27 protein-coding genes and 2 pseudogenes are annotated in these 24,265 nt (G+C 46.4%); 22 read left to right on the plus strand and 7 right to left on the minus strand.

Going from position 1 to position 24,265, the window contains the following annotated elements; all coding sequences use genetic code 11:
• Positions 1-60 precede the first annotated feature (60 nt).
• From nuoE to TM_RS01190, 4 genes and pseudogenes are all read left to right on the plus strand, one after another.
• Positions 61-533, plus strand: a pseudogene (nuoE, locus tag TM_RS01175) (NADH-quinone oxidoreductase subunit NuoE).
• On the plus strand, positions 530-2,167 hold the full coding sequence (gene nuoF, locus TM_RS01180; RefSeq protein WP_004082918.1) for an NADH-quinone oxidoreductase subunit NuoF: 1,638 nt from the start codon (positions 530-532) through the stop codon (positions 2,165-2,167). The pseudogene nuoE and the gene nuoF overlap by 4 nt, the downstream one beginning before the upstream one ends.
• Before the next feature lie 59 nt (positions 2,168-2,226).
• Positions 2,227-3,084 carry an AEC family transporter gene (locus tag TM_RS01185; protein ID WP_004082920.1) on the plus strand — a complete coding sequence of 286 codons (858 nt, stop codon included), beginning with the start codon at positions 2,227-2,229 and terminating at the stop codon, positions 3,082-3,084.
• Positions 3,085-3,089: 5 nt separating this feature from the next.
• Positions 3,090-3,566, plus strand: a complete 477-nt coding sequence (locus TM_RS01190) for a metallophosphoesterase (protein WP_004082922.1) — start codon at positions 3,090-3,092, stop codon at positions 3,564-3,566.
• On the opposite strand, the gene murC is transcribed toward TM_RS01190, so the two are convergent.
• Genes murC through TM_RS01225 form a run of 7 tightly spaced genes read right to left on the minus strand, consistent with a single transcriptional unit; the run spans position 3,518 to position 11,938 of the window.
• Entirely contained in the window at positions 3,518-4,891 is a 1,374-nt protein-coding gene (gene murC / locus TM_RS01195; protein ID WP_004082924.1) for a UDP-N-acetylmuramate--L-alanine ligase, read from the minus strand. The two genes, TM_RS01190 and murC, sit on opposite strands and share 49 nt — an antisense overlap.
• Complete coding sequence (murG, locus tag TM_RS01200; protein ID WP_004082926.1) at positions 4,888-5,907, minus strand: undecaprenyldiphospho-muramoylpentapeptide beta-N-acetylglucosaminyltransferase; 1,020 nt, start codon at positions 5,905-5,907, stop codon at positions 4,888-4,890. Before murG ends, murC begins: the two co-directional genes overlap by 4 nt.
• Entirely contained in the window at positions 5,904-6,998 is a 1,095-nt protein-coding gene (locus tag TM_RS01205) for an FtsW/RodA/SpoVE family cell cycle protein (RefSeq protein WP_004082928.1), read from the minus strand. Before TM_RS01205 ends, murG begins: the two co-directional genes overlap by 4 nt.
• The gene (gene murD, locus TM_RS01210; RefSeq protein ID WP_004082930.1) at positions 6,995-8,287 is read right to left on the minus strand and encodes a UDP-N-acetylmuramoyl-L-alanine--D-glutamate ligase; all 1,293 of its coding nucleotides are present in this window, start codon (positions 8,285-8,287) and stop codon (positions 6,995-6,997) included. The genes TM_RS01205 and murD overlap by 4 nt, the downstream gene beginning before the upstream one ends.
• Positions 8,284-9,192: a phospho-N-acetylmuramoyl-pentapeptide-transferase gene (gene mraY, locus TM_RS01215; protein WP_004082932.1), complete on the minus strand. Its 909-nt coding sequence runs from the start codon at positions 9,190-9,192 to the stop codon at positions 8,284-8,286. Before mraY ends, murD begins: the two co-directional genes overlap by 4 nt.
• Positions 9,189-10,469, minus strand: a complete 1,281-nt coding sequence (locus TM_RS01220) for a UDP-N-acetylmuramoyl-tripeptide--D-alanyl-D-alanine ligase (RefSeq protein WP_004082934.1) — start codon at positions 10,467-10,469, stop codon at positions 9,189-9,191. Before TM_RS01220 ends, mraY begins: the two co-directional genes overlap by 4 nt.
• On the minus strand, positions 10,466-11,938 hold the full coding sequence (locus TM_RS01225; protein ID WP_004082936.1) for a UDP-N-acetylmuramoyl-L-alanyl-D-glutamate--2,6-diaminopimelate ligase: 1,473 nt from the start codon (positions 11,936-11,938) through the stop codon (positions 10,466-10,468). Before TM_RS01225 ends, TM_RS01220 begins: the two co-directional genes overlap by 4 nt.
• A gap of 67 nt (positions 11,939-12,005) precedes the next feature.
• Between TM_RS01225 and TM_RS01230 the strand changes: the two genes are divergently transcribed.
• From TM_RS01230 to rpmB, 18 genes and pseudogenes are all read left to right on the plus strand, one after another.
• Positions 12,006-12,548, plus strand: a complete 543-nt coding sequence (locus tag TM_RS01230; RefSeq protein WP_004082938.1) for a hypothetical protein — start codon at positions 12,006-12,008, stop codon at positions 12,546-12,548.
• Between the two features lie 39 nt (positions 12,549-12,587).
• On the plus strand, positions 12,588-13,700 hold the full coding sequence (gene glgD / locus TM_RS01235) for a glucose-1-phosphate adenylyltransferase subunit GlgD (protein WP_004082940.1): 1,113 nt from the start codon (positions 12,588-12,590) through the stop codon (positions 13,698-13,700).
• An 11-nt stretch (positions 13,701-13,711) separates the two neighbouring features.
• Entirely contained in the window at positions 13,712-14,983 is a 1,272-nt protein-coding gene (locus TM_RS01240; RefSeq protein WP_004082942.1) for a glucose-1-phosphate adenylyltransferase, read from the plus strand.
• Positions 14,984-14,986: 3 nt separating this feature from the next.
• Positions 14,987-16,012 carry a DUF4899 domain-containing protein gene (locus tag TM_RS01245; protein ID WP_004082943.1) on the plus strand — a complete coding sequence of 342 codons (1,026 nt, stop codon included), beginning with the start codon at positions 14,987-14,989 and terminating at the stop codon, positions 16,010-16,012.
• An 11-nt stretch (positions 16,013-16,023) separates the two neighbouring features.
• On the plus strand, positions 16,024-16,281 hold the full coding sequence (locus tag TM_RS01250) for a hypothetical protein (RefSeq protein ID WP_004082945.1): 258 nt from the start codon (positions 16,024-16,026) through the stop codon (positions 16,279-16,281).
• On the plus strand, positions 16,278-17,129 hold the full coding sequence (locus TM_RS01255; protein ID WP_010865078.1) for a radical SAM protein: 852 nt from the start codon (positions 16,278-16,280) through the stop codon (positions 17,127-17,129). Before TM_RS01250 ends, TM_RS01255 begins: the two co-directional genes overlap by 4 nt.
• Before the next feature lie 4 nt (positions 17,130-17,133).
• Positions 17,134-18,441 (plus strand): electron transport complex subunit RsxC, encoded by a 1,308-nt coding sequence (rsxC, locus tag TM_RS01260; protein WP_004082948.1) that lies wholly within the window; start codon positions 17,134-17,136, stop codon positions 18,439-18,441.
• On the plus strand, positions 18,438-19,394 hold the full coding sequence (locus TM_RS01265) for an RnfABCDGE type electron transport complex subunit D (RefSeq protein WP_004082949.1): 957 nt from the start codon (positions 18,438-18,440) through the stop codon (positions 19,392-19,394). Before rsxC ends, TM_RS01265 begins: the two co-directional genes overlap by 4 nt.
• The gene (locus TM_RS01270) at positions 19,391-20,065 is read left to right on the plus strand and encodes an RnfABCDGE type electron transport complex subunit G (RefSeq protein ID WP_004082950.1); all 675 of its coding nucleotides are present in this window, start codon (positions 19,391-19,393) and stop codon (positions 20,063-20,065) included. Before TM_RS01265 ends, TM_RS01270 begins: the two co-directional genes overlap by 4 nt.
• On the plus strand, positions 20,062-20,664 hold the full coding sequence (gene rsxE, locus TM_RS01275; RefSeq protein ID WP_004082951.1) for an electron transport complex subunit RsxE: 603 nt from the start codon (positions 20,062-20,064) through the stop codon (positions 20,662-20,664). The genes TM_RS01270 and rsxE overlap by 4 nt, the downstream gene beginning before the upstream one ends.
• On the plus strand, positions 20,661-21,236 hold the full coding sequence (gene rsxA, locus TM_RS01280; RefSeq protein ID WP_004082952.1) for an electron transport complex subunit RsxA: 576 nt from the start codon (positions 20,661-20,663) through the stop codon (positions 21,234-21,236). Before rsxE ends, rsxA begins: the two co-directional genes overlap by 4 nt.
• Before the next feature lie 13 nt (positions 21,237-21,249).
• On the plus strand, positions 21,250-21,543 hold the full coding sequence (locus TM_RS01285; protein ID WP_004082953.1) for an RnfABCDGE type electron transport complex subunit B: 294 nt from the start codon (positions 21,250-21,252) through the stop codon (positions 21,541-21,543).
• Entirely contained in the window at positions 21,530-22,543 is a 1,014-nt protein-coding gene (dprA, locus tag TM_RS01290) for a DNA-processing protein DprA (protein ID WP_004082954.1), read from the plus strand. The genes TM_RS01285 and dprA overlap by 14 nt, the downstream gene beginning before the upstream one ends.
• Positions 22,544-22,547: 4 nt before the next feature.
• On the plus strand, positions 22,548-22,799 hold the full coding sequence (gene csrA / locus TM_RS01295; protein ID WP_010865081.1) for a carbon storage regulator CsrA: 252 nt from the start codon (positions 22,548-22,550) through the stop codon (positions 22,797-22,799).
• On the plus strand, positions 22,762-23,052 hold the full coding sequence (gatC, locus tag TM_RS01300; protein ID WP_004082956.1) for an Asp-tRNA(Asn)/Glu-tRNA(Gln) amidotransferase subunit GatC: 291 nt from the start codon (positions 22,762-22,764) through the stop codon (positions 23,050-23,052). The genes csrA and gatC overlap by 38 nt, the downstream gene beginning before the upstream one ends.
• Positions 23,049-23,375 carry a YraN family protein gene (locus TM_RS01305; protein ID WP_004082957.1) on the plus strand — a complete coding sequence of 109 codons (327 nt, stop codon included), beginning with the start codon at positions 23,049-23,051 and terminating at the stop codon, positions 23,373-23,375. Before gatC ends, TM_RS01305 begins: the two co-directional genes overlap by 4 nt.
• Before the next feature lies 1 nt (position 23,376).
• Positions 23,377-23,830: pseudogene (smpB, locus tag TM_RS01310) on the plus strand (SsrA-binding protein SmpB).
• Between the two features lie 50 nt (positions 23,831-23,880).
• Positions 23,881-24,093, plus strand: coding sequence for a 50S ribosomal protein L28 (rpmB, locus tag TM_RS01315; protein ID WP_008193812.1), 213 nt, complete (start codon positions 23,881-23,883; stop codon positions 24,091-24,093).
• The last annotated feature ends 172 nt before the right edge of the window (positions 24,094-24,265 follow it).

Raw genomic sequence — 24,265 nt, forward strand, 5'->3', positions numbered from 1 at the left:
AGAAAAAGTGGTATAATTTTTCGTGAATAATTGTGAAATTTTTGACGAGGGGGAGTGAAGATGAGGGAGGTAATAGCAGAGATCGTCCAGAAAGCTAAAGAGACAGCAGAAGAGAGAGATGTTTTGATAAACACTCTGCACGAGATACAGAAGCGCTTTGACAACTTCATACCACCGGAGGCTGCTGAGATCGTGGCTGAAGAGCTCGATGTTCCGCTCTCCAGAGTGTACGAGGTGTTGACGTTCTACACCATGTTTTCGACAAAACCGAAGGAAAATACGTGATAAGGGTTTGTGAGAGTCTGCCGTGTCATGTTGAAAACGGAAGAGAAGTGGTCAAAGCCCTCAAAGAAATTCTGAAAATCGACTTCGGACAGACCACTTCTGATGGTCTTTTCACACTCGAAATGACGAGTTGTCTGGGTCTTTGTGGTGTTGCACCGGTGATCATGGTGAACGACGAGTATTACGGTAACATGACGCCCGATCGTGTGAAGGATCTCATAGATAGACTGAGAGGTGAGTCGCTATGAAACCGATAACAGTTCTGGTTTCGGTGGATTCAAACAGTGTGTTGATGGGTGCTCGTCACTTTCTCAATTACTTCAGAGATCTTGTGAAGGAACACAATCTCGAAGATACCGTCGATGTGCTGGAAACGGGCAGCATGGGAATTTATCCAGAAGGAGTGATTGTTTCCGTTCTTCCCGACGGTGTTTTCTACGTTGTGAGGAATGAATTGGATGTGAGGAGGATCTTCGAAGAGCACATTCTCAAGGGAAGGAGAGTGCTCGATCTTGAAATTCCCGAGAGTCAAATAAAAGGAACCGTTGAGGTAGAGAAGGTGGCCGAAGAAACTCGTATCGTTCTAAAGAACGTAGGAGAGATAGATCCCACTCGTATAGAGGAATACATCGCAAGAGACGGTTACTTTGCCCTCGCCAAGGCGCTCCAGATGGAACCAGGAGAGATAATCGAAGAGATAAAGCGAAGTGGGCTGAGAGGAAGAGGTGGAGCCGGTTTTCCAACGGGTCTGAAATGGGAATTCACCTACAAAGCTTCTGCCGACCAGAAATATGTTCTGTGCAACGCCGATGAAGGAGAGCCCGGTACCTTTAAAGACAGGCTCATCATGGAGGGTGATCCTCATTCTTTGATAGAGGGCATGATCATAGCGGGGTACGCGGTTGGTGCAACGAAGGGTTACATATACATAAGGGGAGAGTATCACAGTTCGATAGAAATCTTGAAAAAAGCTGTAGAACAGGCCTACGAGTACGGATTCCTCGGTGAGAACATCCTCGGAAGTGGATTCAACTTCGATCTGAAAATAAGGCTCGGGGCGGGAGCTTACGTGGCGGGAGAGGAGACGGCGTTGATAGAGTCCATAGAGGGGAAACCCGCTCGACCCAGGCTGAAACCTCCTTACCCTCCCACTTTTGGCCTCTTTGGAAAACCCACCGTTGTGAACAACGTGGAAACTTTTGTGAACGTTCCAAGGATAATAATGAACGGTGCGGAGTGGTTCAAAAAGTTCGGCACCGAGTCTTCTCCTGGGACGAAAGTGTTCTCCCTCGTGGGTAATGTGGTGAGAAAGGGAATCGTGGAAGTGCCAATGGGAGTGACGGTGAGAGATCTCATTTTCAAATTTGGTGGGGGGATTGAGGGTGGCAGGAAGTTGAAAGTGGTGCAAACGGGTGGTAGTGCAGGAACGTTCATCGGACCAGACAAACTCGACGTTCCACTCGATTTTGATTCTTACGCAAAGTACGGAGTTTCTCTCGGATCAGGAGTGATTCTCGTTGCTGACGAGACTCACTGTGTGGTGGATCTCGCACTCACCGTTATGAGGTTCTTCGAACACGAGTCGTGTGGGAAGTGTACACCGTGTCGGGAAGGTACGAGGATGATCGTCAATATTTTGGAGAGAATAAGCAGAGGAGAAGGCAAAAAAGAGGATCTCGATACGTTGAGGGAGATTGCTCGAAACGCGGGGGAAACTTCTTTCTGCGGACTGGGTCAAAGCATTCCGGTTCCTCTGCTCTCCATCGTTGACAACTTCGAGGAAGAGTTCAAAGCCCACATAGGTGCTGATAAATGTCCAGTGGGTGTGTGTGAGTTCAAGAAGAAGAAGGAAAAGAAGAAAATTGGTGTTAGAAAACCATAAAGAGGGCGTCAAAGAGACGCCCTCTTTTTCTGGTAGAATTCCTCTCAGGGGTGCACTGAATGGAATTTTCGGTCATCATACTGATCGGTTATCTGACGAAGAAATTTTTCGAAAGAGATACTGGTAAGATCCTTTCAAAACTCGTGGTGAATTTCACACTGCCTGCGGCGATCTTCTACAGTTTTTCCACCTCACGTTTTCACTTTTCGAAGTTCGCCTTCACCGCAACGGGTATTTTGAGTAACCTTCTTCTCATCTTTCTTGCCTTTCTGTTTTTCTCGAGAATAAAGGATCCAAGAGTGAGAATCCCGATCATTCTCTCTTTCGTTGGTTTCAACACAGGTTTGTTCATGTATCCTCTGGCGGAAAGCCTCTGGGGAGAAGCATCGGTTGTTAACTTTGCCCTGTTCGACCTGGGGAATTCTTTCTTCATATTTGGTGTGGGGAAAGCAGTGGCTGAGCAGAACAAAAAAGGAATACTGAAGGTTTTCACCTTCCCACCGTTTCTGTTTCTTCTCGTCGGAATAACAATGAACAGCCTCAAAGTGGTTCCACCTGGTATTGTTCTCGATGTGGCACGAACGATAAAGAACGCTAATGCCTTCCTCGTGTTTTTTCTTGTGGGATACTATCTCAGCTTCAGATCGGTTTACGAAAAATTCCGTCTGATTTTAATGGCGGGACTCGTAAAGTATGCTGCCGGGTTGCTTGTTGCTCTGATCGCAGTGAAGATCTTCTCTCTTTCTTCTTTCGAAGAGATGAACCTGTTTCTTTCACCGCTTCTTCCTTCTGCCATCATGACACTCGTGTACTCGGTTGAAAAGGGTTACGATGCGGAACTCGCGAGCGGGCTCATTACTTTCTTCACGATCGTTTCAACGTCCATAATCATGGCGGTAAACTATACATGGGGGTGATGTGAATGTGGCTGATACTCAGTGACACTCACGATAACATGGAGGTTCTGAAAAAGGTGGAAGAACTCGTATCTGAGAAGAACATCGAAAAAATTTTCCACTGTGGTGACTTTGTTGCGCCGTTCACACTTGGAAGATTGATCAAAGAAGGGGTGGATTTCTACGGTGTTTTTGGAAACAACGACGGAGAAGTACTGCTGCTGGACAAAAGATCCGGCGGAAGAATCAAAAAACCACCCATTTCCTTGGAGGTCGATGGTTTAAGAATAGCGATGATGCACGAACCCGTTCTTCTGGATGCGATCGTTCGTTCTCAGGAGTTCGATCTGGTTCTCTACGGGCACACTCATAAAGTGGATGTGAGAAAAGAAGGAAAAACTCTCGTGGTGAATCCCGGAGAAGCGTGCGGTTATCTTTCCGGTAGGAGCACCGTCTATTTGTTCGATCCTAGGACGCGCGAAGGAGAACTTTTGGAGCTCTGATAACGTTCCACGAACCTTCTGGAAGAGTAGATGATATCTCCGGCACCAACGAAAAGGAAGACGGTGTTCTCACTCACGGAGATTACCTTTTCCAGTTCTGGAAGCTTCTCAACGAAATATGCCTCTTTACCGAGCGACTTGAGAGAGTCCCAGATCATCTTCCCTGAGATGCCGTTTTTCTTCTCTTCGAACGCATCGTAGACTTCCGTGACCACAACTTCATCCGCCAGCTGAAGCGCCTTTGCGAAGTTTCCGTCTTCTCTTTCCAGTCTGGAATATCGGTGCGGCTGGAATATCACCACGATTTTTTCGTTTTCGAAGACTTCTTTTGCTGTCTGAAGAAGGTTTCTTATCTCATCTGGTGTGTGGGCGTAGTCGTCTATCACATAGATGTTCGTTTCCGGATCGTGAAACGCGATGGAAAAACGCCTGTGAACTCCCCGGAATTCTTCCAGCGCTTCGAGCACTGGTGCCAGATCGTACCCGAGCGAGTCGAAAAGCGCTATCACTGCCAGTGCGTTCAAAACGTTGTGAAAACCGGGAACCTTGAGTTTGAGTTCGAGATATCTCTTTCCATTTTTCTCCACCATTGCTTTTTGCTCGGCGCGAGAGGCACTTCTCATCTCGAGGGTGTATGTGCCTTTCTTCACGCCAAAAGTTACATCACCGAGATGAGATGTGAGTTCGTCCTCTGCGAAGGTGACTACCAGATCGGTGTTCCTGCTGATCTTTTCGAAGGCCGATCTGTATCTGGTCAGGGAGTTGCCGTAGTTTTCCAGATGATCTCCTCTGGCGTTTGTGATTATGAGATAGTTTGGAGAGAACTCTGAGAAAAACTCTTCGCTCTCGTCGAGTTCGTAAACTACAGGTCCGTTTCCTTTCTCGTAGTTTCCGTGTTCGAGAGAATCCATTATACCTCCAAGGAACACCGTTGGAGACTTTCTCAAATGTTTCAAAACGTGTGCAACCATAGCGGTTGTCGTGGTTTTGCCATCGGTTCCGGTTACAGCGAACTCTTCCTTTTTCTCCCGTTTCAGAGTGTCTCGGAAATAATGCAGTCTGTTTTCGATCGGGACCCTTTCCATCCTGGCGCGTACTATCTCCGGGTTGTCGTCACGAACAGCGGGGGTTTTTATAACCAGATCGGGATCGTACCAGTTGTCTGCGGAGTGTGGCACAAAAATCGGAATTCCTAATTTTCTTAGATAAGCGGTTCTTTCTGTTTCCTCTATATTTGAACCGTAAACATCGTTTCCATTCGAGAATTCGTGTAAAGCCACGGCACTCATTCCAATTCCACCAATTCCTACGAAATGAATTTTCACATTATCTCCCCCAGTATTTCCTTAGATATTTTGGAAGCAGGGTTTTCTTTCATCTTCTCTATTTTACCTTTTTTCACTACTTTATCAATAGACTCGATTATTTTCCGAGGAGACGCTTCGTTTTCTCTGATAACGATAGCATACCCCAGTCTTTCCGCTTCCAGAGCGTTTTCAAGCTGGTGTGATTCGGCGGAACTTTCCCACGGTATCAGTATTCCGGGAACACCGTAGTACATCATCTCTGCGATTGTACTCGCCCCTGCCCTTGAAATGGACGCGATCGCTTTCTTCCAGTAGGCTCCCATGGGGTCTATGTAAGTGAGTGCTGTTACATTTGGAAAAACGGAAAGCCTTTCTGTCCAATCGTCTGACCCTGTGGAATGTACGAATTGAGTTTCCTGAAGTTCTGGATACACCTTTTCCATCAACTCGTTTATCGCTTCGCTTCCCAAACTTCCACCGAGAACGAGCACGAAATCCTTCAGAGGTGCTTCTTTTTCCGTTTCTCTCACCGGACATCCAGTGACGACGATTTTATCCTGCCATTCTCTCAGATAATCTCGGGTTCTTTCGAAAGAGACGAAAACTTTCTTCGCGTACTGTGAGAGAACTTTCACTGCGAGTCCTGGAACGACGTTTTGTTCGTGAACAAAGATGGGTATCCCAAGATCCTTAGCGGCTAGCCCCACAACTCCAGATATGTATCCACCCGTGAGAACCACTAAATCCGGTTTGAAGCGCTTCAAATGTTTCTTTACTTCGATCGTAGCAATTCCTATCTTCAAGGTTCTCCACAGGTTTTTTGGATGATGGAGTGGCCTGAGCAAACCTCTGACATCGATTGAAACTGTTTCGAACTCTGGATGATCTTTTCTCACAACTCTCTCATCGATTTTGCCTTTTACAGCGAAGAACAGGACCTTCACGTCAACTCTTTTCGCGAGCGTCTCGAGGATGGCCAGAAGTGGATAGAGATGTCCACCAGTTCCACCGCCAGCTGCAGCGACCTTTATCACTCTCTTTCACTCTCCAGAATCATATTTCCGACTATTCCAAAGCCTATCATGATAGAAAGAAGTGAACTCCCTCCATAGCTTACCAGAGGAAGAGTTACTCCCGTGACTGGAAGAATTCCGGATATGACACCAACGTTCGTCATCACCTGAAGCATTATCAAAATAGCGAAACCGGAGATGAACGTTCTGACTGATGGAACCGTATGCATTTTCGTAGCGACCTTCACAAGGCTGTGAACCAATCCGTAAAATGAGAACAGGACAACTCCCAGTCCTATGAAGCCAAGCTCTTCTCCCACTATAGCTAACACGAAGTCGCTTGTCACCACAGGCACGAAGAGCTTTTCTTCACCGAGAACTAATCCTTTGCCAAGCGTACCACCGTTTCTTATAGCGTTCACTGCTTCAACAACCTGTTCTGAAACGTTCCCTCTCAGATACGATATGAGTCTTTCCATCTGGTAATTTTTCATGAAATGTTCCAGAACACCGGTTTTATACATGGAAATAAAAAGAGAAATTATCACCAGAAAGAAACTCAGCACGTAAATCCCGCGAGTTTCAGCAGCGTAGAGTGTGAGGATAACCATGAAAACAAGAAGCACAAAAGTACTGAAATCGGGTTCTATCAGAACAAGGAAGAGTAGAGGAGAAACAAGAAGAATCGGCTTCAAAAATCCCCTGAAGAATTTTTTCATGAACAGGGAGTTTTTTTCGACGTACCACGCGAGAAACAGAAGAATGTAGATTTTGACCAGTTCGGATGGCTGGAATGAAAAGCTACCAAGATCTATCCACCTGTGTGCACCTCTCTCACTCGAGGGGAGGAACAGCACGACCGTCAGAAGGACAAGGGAGAGGACGTATCCCCCTATGATGATTTGCTTTGAGAAGAGCAATCTGTGGTCCGTGTAGAGGAAGACAACGAAAAAAGCGATGGCCACCGCGAGCTTCATCAAATGGTTCAGCACCACGTGTGCGGTGTCTCTGACCGGTTTCACATAATCCCGAACTATTTCAAAACTGCTGAGAGATATGAACCCCACGCACAGAAGTACGATGACAAAGAACACGAGAGATTTTTCGTTCAAACTTCATCCCCTCCGTGTCGTTTGAAGATCTCTCTGAAGTGTTCACCTCTTTTTGCGTAGTTTTCGTACATGTCAAAGCTCGCTCCTCCCGGGCTGAGAAGAATCACATCACCTTTTTCAGAGACTTCCATTGCTTTTTCAAAGGCTTCTTCCATGTTTTCGACGATGCTGTGAGGAATTTTCCCCACAAACGGAGCAAGTTCCTTAGATATCTCTCCGAACATGATGAGATGTTTCAGCTTTGGACTGGCTTTTTCCACGAAGAGAGAATAGTTTTCTTTTTTGCCGATTCCACACATTATGAGAACTACCTTGTCGAAGTTGGAGAGCGCACCCAGTACCGCGTGTGTCGACGTGGCTTTCGAGTCGTTGTAGAAATGTCTTCCATCTATTTGACCCAGATATTCCATTCTGTGCGGGAGCGGTTTGAAATCTCTGAGAAGTTCCAGAAAACTTTCCAGTTCGTTGAACATTTCCATGTAAAGAACGGAAACTGCCAGTATGTTTTCCCTCATCTGATACGGATAGTTTCCAGGAAGTGTGTATTTCTTCCCGCGAACGATCAGTTCTTTTTCTGTAGCAAAGTTTTCATCCGTCCAGAAAGGGATTTTTCTGGATCTCACACCCTCCAGATTCCTCAAACGTTCGATGTGCTTGTTGTAGACGAACAGATCTCCTTCTGTCTGGAGAAAAGCCGGTTTCAACTTTGAATCAACGTATTCTTTGAAAGAAGAGTGCCAATCCAGATGATCTTCGGATATGTTCAGAACAAGGAAGTTTGAAAGATACGGTCTTTCGCTCCAGAAAAGCTGGAAACTGCTCATTTCCAGTACGTAATAGTCGTACTCTCCTTCCAGTGCTTCCACAGCCGGTGTACCAAAGTTCCCACCAAGGAAAGTCTTGAATCCTCTTCCGGAAAGTACATGATACATGAGGGCGGTGGCGGTGCTTTTTCCATCAGTCCCCGTGATGCCTACGACCTTTTTTGGATCTACATTGTCCAGGAAAAACTGAAGTTCTGTGGATAATTTCACACCTCTGGAGGAGAGGAGTTCGATCATGCTCGTGTCTGGTTTTATCCCGGGACTCACGTAAACAACATCACAATCCAGGAGTTTTTCGGTGTGGCCTCCTTCTTCGTATTCCACCGAATGTTCTTCCAGAAATTTTTTCGTTTCACCGTCCAGAGTTTTTGCTTCGCTCACGAAAAATTTCGCTTCTTGATGATTCAAAAGATATTTCAGAAGGGACCTGTTGCTCTTTCCAAAACCCAGAAAGCCTATTTTCATCCTATCACCCCGAAGATCTCAAGAGCGACAAGAGAAGATATCAGATTGAAAACGGTGAACACCGCTACGATTTTTTCCTCGCTCCATCCAATCAATTCGAAGTGATGGTGCAGAGGAGACATTTTGAATATTCTGCGTTTGAAGATCTTGAAAGATCCCACCTGAAGAATAACGCTCAATGTTTCGATGACGGGAATCATAAAGAAAAGCACCAGATAAAACTCCGTTTTTGTCAGAACGGAAACAGTTCCCAAAACCCCACCGAGTGTGATAGAACCTGTGTCTCCCATGAAGATCTTTGCGGGTTTCGAGTTGAACACGAGAAAGGCAAGAACACCGACTCCAAGGATCAACAGAATATCCTCTGAGACTCCCCTTTCTTTGAGGAAAAACCAGTAAGGGATGCTCCCACTCACGTATATCCACCCGGCTAGGCCGTCTAGTCCGTCCGTCAGGTTCATGGCGTTCGAACTTCCCACGATGACCAGGAGCGCGAAGAGGTAATACCACTTCCCCATTTCAATCGTGGAGCCAAAAAAGTCGACGTTCGTGTCGGGACGTATCAGAAGCAACATAATGAAGGCTGCGAGGGTCTGAAGCAGAGCCTTCTGATAAGTTTTCAACCCGGTGGAATCTTTTCTTGCCACACTGAGAAAGTCATCCAGAAAACCGATGAGGAAGAAGAGAAACATGCCGAGCAACACCATCGTATTTGTCTTCGAAATCATTCCAAACAGAAAACCGGTCAGAACGAACAGAATACCTCCCATGGTGGGGGTACCCTCTTTGTAGCCGTGAAGGTCTGGGCCTTCTTTCCTTATGTACTGCCCGATTCTTCTTCGTCTGAAGAGTTTTATGAGGATCGGATAAAGAAAAAGGTTCAGGAGAAAATTCGCTGCTATCATCTTTTCTCCAGCTCCTTTTCAAACATTTCCAGAACTCTTTCTATTCTCACCGCTCTTGAAGCTTTGAAGAGAACCACATCCCCTTTTTTTACCCTGGTGGCGAGATCTTTCGCTATCTTTTCGGGATCGTCTGACTTCAGGATGATCTTTTTGGACTTGATCCATTCTGCTTCGGGTTCTGACAAGAAAACATACACCCCATCCAGAACGTTCAATCTCTCTCCCAGTTCTTCGTGAAACTCCTTCGACCTCTCCCCGAGCTCTTTCATCGCTCCCACAACAGCGAATTTCTTTCCGGGGAAACGAAGAAGCGCCTCTATGGAAGTTTGAAACGCTTCAGGGCTTGCGTTGTACGTATCATCCACGATCAGCACACCTTTTTTTTCTCTCACGTTGAAACGGCCGGGAACTGTTTTCAGGCTGGCAAGATCGAAGATATCCACAGTTTCGCCCAAAGTTCTCATGACACACAGAGAAGCGGCGATGTTCAGAAGTTGCCCTCCATTCCAGTATCCGGAGAGTTTCACTGTGAAAAGAGAATCAAAAGCTTCGAACTCTGCGATCGTGGAACCCTCATAGTACCACCAATCCTTTAGAACCGAGTCACCGCCTTCTTTGCCGAAGAACAGTGTATTTCTGTAGCGAGGCACTTCTTTTCTCAGATCAGGATCGTCAAAGAGTGTTACGGCTATCGCATTTTCTTTCGAGTGCTTGATGATCTCCATCTTGGTTTCCATGATTCTTTCTCGTGTTCCAAAAAACTCGAGGTGAGCGCTTCCAACGTTGAGGAGAACGGCGACATCCGGAGGAGCGATTTTACACAGGTGAGCGATATCACCGGGCCTGCTCGCGGCCATTTCGAGAACCAGGATTTCTTCTCCTTTGTAGTCGTTGAGAATGGAGAGTGGCAACCCGTACTCCGTGTTCATGTTTCCCGGTGTTTTGAAGACACTTCTCTTGTTTTTGAGAAGGTTGTACAATATTTCTTTCGTGGTGGTTTTTCCCGATGAACCTGTTACACCAACGACTGTACCGGAAAAATTCCCGAGCTTTTCTCGGGCCAGCTTAGCAAGCGTGTCAACGGAACTTTCTACGAGAAAGATTCTATCAGAATTCACCGTTTTTCTCTCGGCAATGATCGCATAAGCGCCGTTCCTGAGGGCTTCATCTATAAAATCGTGACCATCGAATCTTTTCCCTTTCACGGCGACGAACACGTCACCTTCTCTCACTTCTTTCGAATTCAGAACGAAACGCCTTGTGAGTAGATCTTTCATTGGGCGTATTTCCTCCCCTTCAGCTTGTCTCTTATGATCTCTTCCACGACTTCTCTGTCTTGGAACGGCACCTTCTTTTCTTCATCGATTATCTGGTATCTTTCATGGCCTCTCCCCGCTATGACAACAGAATCTCCTCTGTTGGCGATGGTTAGAGCCGTTTCGATGGCTTCTCTTCTGTCGAAGAGCACCAGATACGGTTTGCGTTTATCTATACCCTTTATCAGGTCTTCCATTATCTGTTCCGGGTCTTCCCCTCGTGGATCATCGGTTGTGAGGATTACGACGTCAGCGAGTTTTGATGCAACTTCGGACATCATGGGACGTTTTCCCCTGTCGCTGTTTCCCCCGGCCCCGAAGACAACTATCACTCTTCCCTGAGAGATCTTCCTGACATTTTTCAGTAATTTTTCCAGTGCATCTGGAGAATGAGCGAAATCGACGACGACGTTGAGCCCGATCTTCTTTGCTCCCCGTACTACTTCGAATCTTCCCTCGACCCCTGTGAACGTCTCAAGGGAACTCGCCAGATCTTTTGGATCGTATCCGAGCTGGTGAAGAGCCGCGATAGCGGCCGCGGCGTTGTAGGCGTTGAAATCTCCTATCGCTCTTGTGAAAACCTTCAGCAAACCATCGGGAGTTTCCAGAACGAACTGTGTTCCTTCCCAGCTCACTTCTATGTTTCCCAGCCTGTAATCGGCGTTTTTCGATGTTCCAAAGGTGATTTTTCGCGACTTCCGATTGAAAGCGTCCGCCAGTGATTCGTTCAGAACAGCGACCCCATCATCTTTCAGCAGATCGAAGAGGTGAAGCTTTGCTTTCAGATAGTTTTCGAATGTGCCGTGAAAATCGAGGTGATCGCGTGATATGTTGGTGAATATTCCTACATCGAATCTGACTCCTTCGACCCTTTGTTGGACCAGTGCGTGGGAAGAGACTTCGAGGGCGAAGAACTTCCCTCCACCTTCCCTGTTTTCTTTCATGGCGGAAAGGATGGTGATCGCATCCGGTGTGGTGATGTCGTCGTAGTAGGAGTTTCCAAGGATTCTCTTCACAGCGGTGGTGAGAACGCTTCCTCTTTCTCCAAGAGAGGTGAGCATGTGGTAGATCATCATGGTTGTTGTGGTTTTGCCATTTGTTCCTGTGACTCCAAAGGTTAAAACGTCTTTCCAGGGATCTTCGAAGAAAAGGCTGGCCACTTTCGCCTCAAAATAGCGCGAGTCAAAAACCTGAATGTAGGGAAAATCCAGATCTATTTCCCTTTCAACGACAACAGCCACTGCTCCTTTTTCCATCACTTCGGGTATTATCTCGTGGGAATCGAACTTCTCCCCTCTTCTGCAGATGAAAAGATCTCCTTTTTTTACCTTAGAAGAGTGGTTGGACACACCTGTTATTTCGAGATCATAGGGTGCACGAACTTCCAAAATGAGATCCTTTAAATTCGACACGATAGTTGATATATTCATAGTAGAACCACCTCTGAAGGAATTTTAACACTTTATTTAAAGCTTTTCCAGACAGGAGGTAAGAAAAATGATTTTAACTTATCATCTTGAGAAATGGAAAGACAGGGAAATCGTGAAAGTAGAACTGATGGAAGATGAATTCAAGGGAGGATCGACCATAGTTCCCGAAAGATCGCTGGGAGAGCATTACAAGATTTTTGTGGCCGTGCTAGAAGAATATGAAGGGATTCTCAAGGAAGCAAAATCGAGTCAGATTTTTGGTCTCTTCGAGAGACTCGAGGCGCATTTTCCAGAACATCCGAAAGTGCTTTTCTCGTTATCGTGTGCCATGTTAGAACTCTTTTCCAGACGTTATGGAGTAAGGCTCGAAGAAATGTTCGATCTGCCAGACTTCGAACCAGAAGAACTCGATTTTCCTTCTGGTGATTTTCTGATCTTCCCCGAAATGATCGGTCACGTTCTCAGGGTGATGGGATTCATGTCTGCCATGAGAAGCTTTGGAGAGAGAGTTTATCTTGTCGTGAGGGAATATCCGGATTCTAACACCAATTTCATTGTAGATTTACTGAAAAAACTTTCGGACGGTTTTATAGAAGAAAAGTGGAGGTGATAGAATTCTTTAGTGAACGAAGGAAGAGAGGTGTGAAGAATGAGGGTGCTTGGATTGATTCTTGCTGGGGGAAAAAGTGATCGTTTGTGGCCTCTGACGAAGGTGAGAGCCAGTGCGGCGGTTCCTGTGTTTGGAAAGTACAGGGCTATAGACTTCACTTTGAGCAACATGGTGAATTCCGGCATCAGGAAAGTGGGTATCCTTACTCAGTACAATCCAAGGAGTTTGATGGACCATCTGGGTTCTGGAAAGGAATGGGACCTCGATCGGAAAAGCGGAGGATTGTTCATTCTCCAGCCCTACGTTGGGCCGAACAGAGAAGTTTGGTACAGGGGAACGGCGGATGCCATCTTCCAGAATATGACCATTCTAAGAAGGGGCGAGGAAGATCACGTTTTGATAGGTTCGGGAGATCACATCTACAAGATGATCTACAGGGATCTTTTCAACTACCATCTAAAAAAGGGAGCGGACATAACTCTCGTAGTTAAAGAACTCGATGAAACGTACAACTTGAGTGAATATGGAATAGTTCAGCTCGACGATGACATGAGAGTGGTGGAGATAGAAGAAAAACCGGCACATCCAAAAGGGAACATCGCGTTTCTTGGGGTTTACTTCATGAACAAAGAGCTGCTCAAGGAGCTTCTTTATGCAACGGTTCCCCAGGGGAAGTACGATCTTCTTCTCGACATAGTGATTCCCAACCTCGACAGGTTGAAGGTCTACGCTTACAGGTTCGATGGTTACTGGAGAAACGTAAAGAAGGGAATAAAAGAGTACTACAGGATAAACATGGATATATTGAAAAAGGAAGTGCGCGATGAGCTCTTCTACAGAAACGGTAAGGTTTATACGAAGCTGAAGGATCTTCCTCCTCCAAAATTCACGACCACGGCTGTTGTTGAGAATTCTTTGATTGCAGATGGGAGCATAGTTTCTGGTACGGTGAGAAATTCTGTCATTTTCAGAAACGTGCGGATAAAAGTCGGGGCAGTAGTAGAAAATTCCATCATTATGGAGAACACCGTCGTGGAGGAAGGAGCAGTTCTGAGAAACGTGATCCTGGACAAGAACTGTATCGTGAGAGAAGGTCGTGTCATCGAAGGAGACACAGAGTTACCTGTTTTCGAAAAAAGAGCAGTTTTGTGAGGTGAAATCTTATGGGAAATACCGTTGCGATGATACTGGCGGGTGGTCAGGGGACGCGGCTCGGAGTTCTCACGGAGAGAATAGCGAAACCTGCGGTTCCTTTTGGAGGGAAATACCGTCTCATAGATTTTACTCTGAGCAATTGTGTGAATTCTGGAATCTATAGGGTAGGAGTTTTGACCCAGTACAGACCCCATGTTCTCTCGAAACACATAGGTATTGGAAGACCCTGGGATCTGGACAGAAAGGACGGAGGGGTTGAAATTCTTCCACCTTACGTCGGGAGGCACGAGTCTGACTGGTACAAAGGGACTGCCAACGCCGTCTATCAGAATCTCGAATTTCTCGAAGAAAACGATGCGGAACTCGTCCTCATCCTCTCAGGAGATCACGTGTACGCCATGAATTACAACGATCTCATAGATTACCATCTGCTCAAAGAGGCGGATGGAACGATAGCCTGCATGGAAGTGCCCATCGAAGAAGCGAGCAGATTCGGTATCATGATAACGGACGTGGATGGGAGGATCGTCGATTTTGAAGAAAAACCGGCAAAACCCCGGTCGAACCTGGCATCTCTGGGAATCTATGTCTTCAACTATGAATTCCTGAAGAAAGTTCTCATCGAAGACGAGAACGATCCAAACAGTTCCCACGATTTTGGAAAAGACGTGATTCCAAGAATTTTGAGGGAAAATCTCGGTTCTCTCTACGCGTTCAGATTCGACGGGTACTGGAGAGACGTTGGTACGCTCAGATCTTACTGGGAAGCCAATCTGGAGCTTGTTCTTCCAGTGCCGCCTTTCAATCTCTACGATCCAAACTGGAGGTTTTTCACCCACACCGAAGAGATGCCGCCCGCTTACGTAGCTCCTGGTTCGAAGGTTTCCACCTCCCTCGTGAGTGAAGGAGCAGAGGTTTATGGCAACGTTTTCAACTCCGTTATTTTCCAGGGTGTGAAGATCGGTAGAGGAACAGTGGTGAAAAATTCAGTCATAATGACCAGAACTGAGATAGGAGAGAACTGTTATCTGGAAAACGTGATAATAGCGGAAAATGTAAAAATAGGAAGCAACGTCAGGATGGGAGTGGGTGAAGACGCTGAAAGCAAACTGGATCCAAAGGTGTACTCGGGTCTTCTGACAGTGGTTGGGATGAATTCTGTGATTCCCGACGACATGGTGATAGGAAAGAACTGTGTTATAGGTATTGGTGTAAGACCTGAAGACTTCAAATCGAAAACTTTAGAATCGGGAGATTATGTGATAGTCAGGGAGGAGTAGTGAGTGGATCTCTATTTTGTGAAGTTCAGGGTCACATCGAAGCTCACATCTGAAATCGTTCAGGGGTATTTCCTCGGCAAACTCAACCAGATCCCCGAGTACGATTTTTTTGTGATACCGGGTCGGTACGCCCGGAAATATTCTGTAGATTTGAATCTTGGATTTGAAGATTTCCTTGAAGATTTTAAAGCGAAAAAGGAATCGGCTTTGAAAGAAGTACTGGAAGCTTCTGCCATAACGGATGAATTCTTCGATTTCTGGCTGATTCAAAGCAGAAAACAGAACCTCCGGTTGGTGGGGAGCGAGTTTTTCAGGCTCGTTGAAAGCGGTGATCACGAGGCGCTCAGGGTCTTCATAGCCGACCTTTTCAGGGAGTGGTCTGAAAAACTAGAGGTTGAAGTGGTAGGAGTGCCTCTGGACTATGAAGACGTTTCTCTTGAAGTGGTGAAAGAGCACTTCGAAGAACTCTCGACTGATGAAGTTTTTAAATTGTTTCAGAGAGAAGACTTGAGAAATCTGCCGGAAGTGTTTCCGGTTCTTGATCCCTTGAACGGCGTGACCATAAGAGAGATAGATGTGGAAGAGAGGATAGATTTCGTGATCCTGAACTATGGAAATGAAGAGTTTTCGGAGAAGTTCAAGAGGTTTCTGAAGGAAAAGTTCGGGACGGAAAACGTAGCGAGTCTCCCCGGAAAAGTCCTTTCAAAAGAAATCGTGAAGACCAGGGAAGGAACTCTTTATCTTTTGAAGGTAGAGTTTGAAGAAGGAATAATTGGAAAAGCCATAGTATCCCCGAATTTGAAGATAAAACGCGGTGAAAGCAGGGTGAAGATTTCCGATGAAGAATGGATGGAAAAAATAGGAGAGATGCTCAAGGAGGGGGAAGAATCGAAGCAAGAAAAGTTGAAACTGAGAAACTCTCCTCAGCCCGTTCAAAAAACGACGAGTTCGGATTTTCTCCTCGCTCTCGTGCTGGCGCTTCTTGTCATGGGAATTCTTCTGATACTTTCTTATCTTCTTTTCAGTTAGGTTCTCTTGTCATGGAAGTCCTTTTTGCTCTTCTCATCGTCACAGTGATCTTTTTCACGGTTTGCAGTGTTTCCATTCATGCGAGAAGGATATTTTTACTTTACAGGGAAAGAGAAATAGCTGAAAGAACCGCAGATGGTGTGCTCATGCGATTGGAAGCAAAACAGTCGATTCCTGAGTTTTTGAACGGTTTCGAGATCAGTGTAGAAGGGAGCAGGGTTCGCCTGAGAAAACAAGAAAGAGAATACGAGTTTGAGGTGGAGAAATGATGCTCAGAGCATCTTACGGAACGATTCGGAAAGTAAATGGAAACTCGTCCTTAGAGATGGACACCGCTTATCTCATGCTTGGAGAAAGGTGTGTTTACAACTGTCTGTACTGCGCGCAGTCACGCTCTTCCACAAGCCCATCTCATTTTCTCTCCAGGGTCACCTGGAAAGAGGTTTCGGAAGATTTGCTTGGCAAATTGAACGATCGTTTCAAGAGGGTTTGTATCCAGGTTGTTTCTTATCCTAGCTACGGAAAGGATCTCAGGTTGATCATTCCAAGGTTTCGTATACCGGTTTCAGTGAGTGTCAGAGCAGTCAGCATAGAAGAAGTTGTGGAGTACTTCGAACTGGGAGCAGACAGAGTGGGTATCGCTGTGGATGTCCCCAACAAAACTCTCTTTGAAAAAATCAGAGGAGGAAAGTACGAGAGACACCTTCATATCCTCGAAAAGGTATCAGAAATGTTTCCTGGAAGGATCACAACACACGTGATAGTCGGACTGGGTGAAAGCGATAAAGACATCGTTGATTTTACAGTGTGGGCAAGGGAAAGAAATATCGTGGTTTCTCTGTTTGCTTTCACCCCTATCAAGGGAACAGCCTTTGAAAACAGAGAAAGACCTTCCCTCGAGCGTTACAGAAAAATCCAGCTGGTAACTTACCTTCTCGAGAAAAACCTGATAAAGCCGGAGAACATAATTTTCGACTCAAATGGTAAAATTATTGACGTTGAATGGAACGGCGAGTTTCCAGAAGAGGCTTTAAGAACCCGCGGATGCCCTCACTGCACGCGTCCCTACTACAATGAAAGCCCAAGAGGTCCCATCTACAACGTTCACTGGAGGTGAAACTGTGCTCACTTTCAAGGGAGGAGTACACCCCCCGGAATTGAAAGAATGGTCGAAGGACAAACCTATTGAAAGGGCACCTCTACCTCAGAAGGTTTTCGTCTTTCTTTCCAATCATGCGGGGAACCCGGCGAAACCAGTGGTTTCTCCCGGTGACGAAGTGAAGACCGGTCAGGTTATAGGAGAACCTGAAGGTTTCATTTCCGCTTATCTGCATTCTCCTGTGACAGGAAGAGTACTCGAGATAAAGAAGATCCTGCACCCAATCCTTGGAAAGCCCATCGAAGCGATCGTTATAGAAAGAACCTCTGACGATGAGTGGGTTCACATAGAAACTGGGGATTTTGAACGCATGTCGAAAGAAGAAATCCTGGAAATCATCAAAAAAGCGGGAATCGTTGGTCTGGGTGGAGCGATGTTTCCAACCCACGTTAAACTCTCACCTCCTCCCGAGAAAAAAGTGGATACCTTGATCGTCAACGGGGCGGAGTGTGAACCCGTTCTCACGATAGATCACAGACTCATGCTAGAAAGAGCCGAGGACATCCTCCAGGGAATCCTGATAATGATGAAGGTTCTGGGGGTTCAAAAAGCCGTAGTCGGTGTAGAGAGCAACAAGATGGATGCGTACCACAATTTGAAAAAGGTTTTCAAGGGATATCCCGTTGATGTTGCTCTCCTCAGGACCAAATATCCGCAGGGTGCAGAAAAGCAGCTCATATACGCGATAACCGGAAGGATGGTACCGAGAGGCGGTCTTCCAATGGATGTTGGAGTGGTGGTCCAGAACGTCGGTACCTGTGTTGCTGTGAAGGAAGCGGTCGTCGATGGAAAACCGCTCGTGGAAAGAGGTATGACAGTCAGCGGTGATGCCGTGAAAAATCAGAAAAATCTGATCGTCAGAATAGGGACACCCGTGAAGGATGTTATCGACTACTGTGGTGGAATAGATGAGAACACGGAGCGTGTCATCCTCGGTGGCCCGATGATGGGAATATCCATCACAAATCTGGACATCCCTGTTATGAAAGGAACTTCTGGAATAACCGCGTTTCTTCCAAAGAAGTCTCGACCTCAGAAACCCTGTATTAGATGCAGTGAATGTGTTCAGGTGTGTCCGATGAACCTTCAGCCTTACCTTCTCTATCTCCTCTCCACGAAGAGAAAGTACGACGAAGCTGTGGAAAACGGTTTGATGGACTGTATAGAGTGCGGCTCGTGTACCTACACCTGTCCTTCGAAGATAGAACACGTAAGGTACATAAAACTCGCAAAAACAGTGTATCGCGCCACAAGGAGGGGTAGAAGATGAAGCTGATAAGCGCTTACGCTCCACACCTTCGAGAAGAGGATGATGTGAGAAAGATCATGCTGGATGTGCTCATAGCCCTATCACCAGCGGTTATTGGGGCGGCTTATTTCTTCGGATGGTATGCTCTATTTCTCTGTATCGCAGGAGCGGTGATAGGTGAGCTGTTCGATATATTCGTCATGAGATACCTGAGAGGAGTGAAGGATTTCGTCCCGGATGGCAGCGGGGCAGTGACAGGACTGCTTCTGGCGATGAACGTGAGCACAAGGCTTCCTTTCTGGGCTTTTTTGTTGGGACTCGTTTTCGCTCTGGGGATCGGGAAACACGTGTTCGGAGGACTCGGCCAGAACATTTTCAACCCTGCGCTCGTCGGAAGAGCGTTTCTGCTCATTTCTTTTCCCACTTACATGACCACCTGGGTTGTACCCGGGGCAGGATTCTGGAAATCTCCAGCGGATGTGGTAACGGCAGCAACTCCTCTTGCACTTTTCAAGGAACACGGTGTTTTCACACCCTATTGGGATCTGTTCATAGGTAAGGTTGGAGGATCCTTAGGTGAAACGAGTGCACTTCTTCTCATAATTGGTTTCATCTATCTTCTCTTGAGAAAGAGAGTGAAGATATTCATTCCTGTCTCCTATATAGGAACTGTTCTTGTGTTTTCTTCGATAGCTTATTTGATGAATCCAAGGTACGGTGATCCTCTCTTTCACCTCCTCAGTGGTGGTCTCATGCTCGGTGCACTTTTCATGGCCACCGATATGGTGACGAGTCCCATCACCGCGAAGGGACAGGTGATCTTCGGGATTGGATGTGGCGTTCTCACGATGGCTATAAGACTCTTTGGAGCGTATCCTGAAGGCGTTTCATTTTCGATCCTTTTCATGAATGCACTGGTTCCCCTGATAGACAGGTACACCAGACCGCGCATCTTCGGTGAGGTGAAAAAATGAAGGATATCCTGAAGACTGGATTGATTCTGATGGTTTTCACGGCTATTTCTGGACTCTTTCTTGGACTCGTGTATGTGGGAGTCAAAGGAAAGATCCAGGAAGCGGATAACGCAGCTAAGTTGAGCGCCATCAAATTCGTTCTGAAAGATCCCCTCACGGGAGATTATCTGGTGGATGAAAAAGAAATCGAGGAAATCGTCAAAAAAACAGGCATAGAAACGGTTGTTCTGAAAGAGTACAAAGAAGGGGTAGTCCTTGGTCCCTTGTATGAATTCGTGACGAAGGATGGCAGAAACGCATACGTTCTGTCGGGATACGCACCCGGTTTTGGAGGAAACGTGACCGTTGTAGCCTGTTTTATAAAAACGGAAGATGGATTCATGCTCAATTCCGTGAGAGTAATAGATTATTCTCAGGAGACGCCTGGACTCGGCGCAAAGATAGGAGAAGAAAGTATACAGAGGCGTTTCTTTCCAGTTCCACCCGAAGGACTGAAGAACGGCCTGAGGGTCGACAAAGATGCGGGACTTCCGAAGGGTTCTCCTGAGGAGTTGAAAAAGCAGGGTATTGTGAAGGTAAGCGATGTAATGACGGGAGCAACGATCACACCAAGGGCCGTGGTGACCGCTCTGAATCTCATGTACAGGTACCTCGAGGAGGTGTCGAAATGAGCCGCTTGAGAGAATTAACTAAGGGGATCATAAAAGAGAATCCCACTTATGTTCAGGTTCTTGGAATGTGTCCCACACTCGCCGTCACCACGAGTGCCATCAACGGTCTGGGGATGGGGCTTGCTACGACAGCCGTTCTCACCATGTCAAACGTGGTTATTTCACTGATAAGAAAGATCGTTCCTGATAAGATCAGAATTCCTATATTCATCGTTGTTATCGCGTCTTTCGTTACCATGATAGATCTCCTCATGCACGGTTTTGCCTACGATCTGTGGAAGACCCTGGGACTTTTCATTCCTCTCATAGTGGTGAACTGTATCATAATGGGAAGGGCGGAATCGTTCGCTTCCAAGCATGGTGTTCTGGATTCCATGCTCGATGGCCTGGGAGTGGGTCTCGGTTTCACAGGTTCGCTTGTTCTCCTTGGAAGCGTCAGAGAACTCTTCGGTAACGGTACGATCTTCGGTTACAAAGTGTGGGAGTTGAAGATATTTCTTGAAATTCTTCCACCGGGAGCCTACATAACACTCGGTCTTCTCTCTGCACTCTTCACCTACATCGGCATCAGGAGAAAGAAAAGAGGTGAAGCGAAATGAAGGTGTTTTTGCTCTTCTTTTCTGCCATATTCGTGAACAACTTCGTTCTGGCGAGGTTTCTCGGGATTTGTCCCTTCCTGGGGGTCTCCAAAAGGTTGGAAACGGCAACAGGAATGGGTATAGCCGTTACGTTCGTTATGACGGTTTCTGCTGCCATCAGCTGGTTTCTGGACAAGCTCCTTATCTCCACAGGACTTGAATTTCTGAGAACGATCGTCTTCATACTCGTCATCGCTTCTTTCGTCCAGTTCGTCGAACTGTTTTTGAAGAAAACCAGCCCGGATCTCTACGAAGCGCTTGGTATTTTCCTGCCTCTCATCACCACAAACTGTGCGATCCTCGGTATGGTGCTTTTGAACAGTCTCATGAAGCTCAACTTTGTTGAGGCGGTCTTCCACGCACTGGGATCTGGTCTTGGATTTGCTCTTGCTCTTGTGATATTCGCCGGAATAAGGGAAAAAATGGATCTCTACGATCTGCCGGAGCCTTTCAAAGGCACCGCCATAGCCCTCATCACCGCGGGACTTCTTTCGCTTGCTTTCATGGGATTCCAGGGAATGGTGAAGCTGTGAGGAGGTGAAGGAGTTGGAAGTCATCTACTCGACGCTCTTGCTCGCTGTTCTGGGTTTTGGGTTCGGGGCTTTTCTTGCCTATTCTGCGCAAAGATTCAAGGTGGAAGAAGATCCACGTGTGAAGATGATAACGGAGGTTCTTCCTGGAATAAACTGTGGCGCGTGCGGTTTTGCCGGGTGTGAAGCCTACGCGAAGGCGATCGTGAAGGGTCAGGCGGAAACGAACAGGTGTCTCCCCGGAAGACCTCAGGGTGTCGAAGAGAAGATAAAGAAGATTCTCGAGGAGTACAAGAATGTCTCCTCTTGAGATGGCTCTGCTCGTTCATCGTGGTGAGTTCCATCTTCGGGAACTGGAACCGGAGTTACCTCTCGAAAAATTTCTGAAGAACGCGGATCCAAAAAAGACGAGGAAGTTTCTTGAAAAGTGCGGAAAAGAAGAATTAGAAAGGCAAAAGGAACTGATAAGGAAACACAATGTGAAGCTCGTTTCGTTCTGGGAAGATGACTACCCCCAGCACTTGAGGGAGATCAGGTATCCGCCAGCTGTTCTTTTTGTGAGGGGCGATGCTGAGCTCTTGAAAGAAAAGTGTGTGGGAGTTGTGGGAACAAGAAGACCCACAAGTTATGGAGTGAACGTCACAAAGCGCTTTGTTAAACTGCTGAGCGAATACTTTGTGATCGTTTCCGGCATGGCGTTTGGAATAGATTCCGTTGCACACAAGGAAGCCCTGAGTTCTGGAGGAAAGACGGTGGCGGTTCTCGGCACAGGAGTGGATGTTGTTTATCCGCGATCGAACGAACGACTCTTCCATGAAATTGTGAAAAACGGGTGTGTTGTCAGTGAGTATCCAATGGGAACTCGTGCTCGAAAACATCATTTTCCAGCGAGAAATCGAATCATAGCGGGTCTTTCTGATGCGATCATCGTCACAGAGGCTCCCATCAAAAGCGGTGCACTCATAACGGTGAAGTTTGCTCTGGAAAGCGGTCGTGATGTGTTCGCCGTTCCCGGTGATATAGATAGGAAGACCAGCGAAGGTACGAACTATCTGATAAAGTCAGGTGCCTATCCCCTCACCGACGAGGAAGACCTTGAAACTCATTTTGGAATCAGAAGAATCGCTTCCCCATCGCTCGATGATGACAAAAAGAAGATCTACGATCTGTTGAGAAGTTCGCCAAAAACAGTCGATGAGCTTGTTGAAGAATTGGGGTGGAGCGTTTCGGAGGTCCTCAGGGTGATATCGGAGATGGAACTGATGGGAATGATCTGGTTCGACGGCGGTGCATACAGATTGCTGGGGTGATAACGTGCTGGTTCTCACTAGAAGAGTAGGGGAAAAGATCGTGATTGGTGAAGACATAGTGATTACTGTCCTGAAGATAGAGGGGAATTCTGTTAAAATTGGTATAGAGGCACCCAAACATGTGAAGATTCTTCGTGAGGAACTCTACGAAGAACTCAAGAGTGAGAACATAAAAGCTTCTGAAGTTTCAAAAGATGACCTGAAGGGGGTTTTAAGGAATGATAAAGGTTACAAAGGACCTAGTGCTTCATCTTGAAAATCTGGCAAGGTTAGAACTCTCCGAAGACCAGAGAGAAAGTCTGATGAAAGATTTTCAGGAGATACTCGATTACGTGGAGCTCCTCAACGAAGTCGACGTGGAGGGTGTGGAGCCAATGTACACACCCGTTGAGGACAGCGCCAAACTCAGAAAAGGAGATCCGAGGTTCTTTGAAATGCGGGACCTCATAAAGAAGAACTTCCCGGAAGAAAAAGACGGTCACATAAAAGTCCCCGGAATCCACAGATGATGGACTGGAAGGAAGCGGAAGAACTCGCATGTAAATTTTTGAAGAAAAAAGGTTACAAAATTCTTGAAAGAAACTACAGAACGAAGTACGGTGAGATAGACATAGTGGCGCGCGATGGGAGAGAGATAGTTTTCGTGGAAGTCAAAAGCGGAAGTGGGAAAGTGGATCCTCTTGAAAGAATAGATCTCAAAAAGGTGAGGAACCTGGAACAGACAGCGAGATTTTACATGATTCAGAACAAATTAAAAGGACCAGCGCGGGTTGATTTTGTGAGGGTGACTCCTGAAGGAATAGACCATTTTGAAGGTATCTGGCTGGGGTGAGATGGTGAAGGTTGTTGCCACGAACAAAAAAGCCTACACGGACTACGAGATCCTGGAAACTTACGAAGCGGGAATCGTTCTCACAGGAACGGAAGTGAAATCCCTGAGGAACGGCTCAGTCAATTTCAAGGATTCCTTCTGTAGATTCAAGAACGGGGAGCTTTACCTTTTGAATTTACACATTCCACCCTACAGTCACGGTGGAGTTTACAACCACGATCCTGAAAGGCCGAGGAAACTGCTTCTTCACAAAAGAGAACTGAAGAGACTCATGGGTAAGGTACAGGAAGAGGGAGTAACGATAGTTCCACTGAAGATATACTTCAACGATCGCGGGATTGCAAAAGTGGAGATAGCCGTTGCTCGAGGGAAAAAAGAAGTATGACAAGAGAGAAGCGATAAAAAAGAGGGAAATGGAAAGAAAGATCAGGGAGTACATGAAGTATTCGAGATAGTTATGGTATACTCTTGGAGAGAGAAATCAGACTCACGGGAGGGCATGATCATGGCAAAGAGATGTGAAGTGTGCGGAAAAGCTCCTAGATCCGGAAACACCGTTAGTCACTCAGACAAGAAGTCAGGAAGATGGTTCAGACCCAATCTCCAGAAAGTAAGAGTGGTGCTTCCAGATGGAACGATTAAAAGGATGAGAGTCTGTACATCCTGTTTGAAGTCTGGGAAAGTGAAAAAGTACGTTGGACAAGTTTCGGAGGTGTGAGCGGGCTGTTGGCCCGCATTATTTATGGCTGTAATAAGATTCAGGGTCCCTTTCTGGTATAAGTTCATCATGATTCTGCTATGGGTTGTGAGCTTTGACCTCACAATTTTCCTTTTTTATAAACCTCTCCATTCAGTCTTGCGATATTCCATTCTGATTTTGGATATAATCT

Origin of the sequence: Thermotoga maritima MSB8 (genome assembly GCF_000008545.1) — a bacterium.
GTDB classification, from domain to species: domain Bacteria; phylum Thermotogota; class Thermotogae; order Thermotogales; family Thermotogaceae; genus Thermotoga; species Thermotoga maritima.

Coding starts and splice junctions, on each gene's coding strand:
- TM_RS01255 (WP_010865078.1), top strand. CDS start 16,278: ATGATGCTCAGAGCATCTTACGGAACGATTCGGAAAGTAAATGGAAAC.
- TM_RS01220 (WP_004082934.1), bottom strand. CDS start 10,469: ATGAAAGATCTACTCACAAGGCGTTTCGTTCTGAATTCGAAAGAAGTG.
- TM_RS01240 (WP_004082942.1), top strand. CDS start 13,712: ATGGGAAATACCGTTGCGATGATACTGGCGGGTGGTCAGGGGACGCGG.
- glgD (WP_004082940.1), top strand. CDS start 12,588: ATGAGGGTGCTTGGATTGATTCTTGCTGGGGGAAAAAGTGATCGTTTG.
- TM_RS01305 (WP_004082957.1), top strand. CDS start 23,049: ATGATGGACTGGAAGGAAGCGGAAGAACTCGCATGTAAATTTTTGAAG.
- TM_RS01265 (WP_004082949.1), top strand. CDS start 18,438: ATGAAGCTGATAAGCGCTTACGCTCCACACCTTCGAGAAGAGGATGAT.
- rsxA (WP_004082952.1), top strand. CDS start 20,661: ATGAAGGTGTTTTTGCTCTTCTTTTCTGCCATATTCGTGAACAACTTC.
- murD (WP_004082930.1), bottom strand. CDS start 8,287: ATGAAAATAGGCTTTCTGGGTTTTGGAAAGAGCAACAGGTCCCTTCTG.
- TM_RS01270 (WP_004082950.1), top strand. CDS start 19,391: ATGAAGGATATCCTGAAGACTGGATTGATTCTGATGGTTTTCACGGCT.
- dprA (WP_004082954.1), top strand. CDS start 21,530: ATGTCTCCTCTTGAGATGGCTCTGCTCGTTCATCGTGGTGAGTTCCAT.
- nuoF (WP_004082918.1), top strand. CDS start 530: ATGAAACCGATAACAGTTCTGGTTTCGGTGGATTCAAACAGTGTGTTG.
- TM_RS01250 (WP_004082945.1), top strand. CDS start 16,024: ATGGAAGTCCTTTTTGCTCTTCTCATCGTCACAGTGATCTTTTTCACG.
- TM_RS01230 (WP_004082938.1), top strand. CDS start 12,006: ATGATTTTAACTTATCATCTTGAGAAATGGAAAGACAGGGAAATCGTG.
- rpmB (WP_008193812.1), top strand. CDS start 23,881: ATGGCAAAGAGATGTGAAGTGTGCGGAAAAGCTCCTAGATCCGGAAAC.
- rsxE (WP_004082951.1), top strand. CDS start 20,062: ATGAGCCGCTTGAGAGAATTAACTAAGGGGATCATAAAAGAGAATCCC.
- TM_RS01225 (WP_004082936.1), bottom strand. CDS start 11,938: ATGAATATATCAACTATCGTGTCGAATTTAAAGGATCTCATTTTGGAA.
- TM_RS01185 (WP_004082920.1), top strand. CDS start 2,227: ATGGAATTTTCGGTCATCATACTGATCGGTTATCTGACGAAGAAATTT.
- TM_RS01190 (WP_004082922.1), top strand. CDS start 3,090: ATGTGGCTGATACTCAGTGACACTCACGATAACATGGAGGTTCTGAAA.
- gatC (WP_004082956.1), top strand. CDS start 22,762: ATGATAAAGGTTACAAAGGACCTAGTGCTTCATCTTGAAAATCTGGCA.
- mraY (WP_004082932.1), bottom strand. CDS start 9,192: ATGATAGCAGCGAATTTTCTCCTGAACCTTTTTCTTTATCCGATCCTC.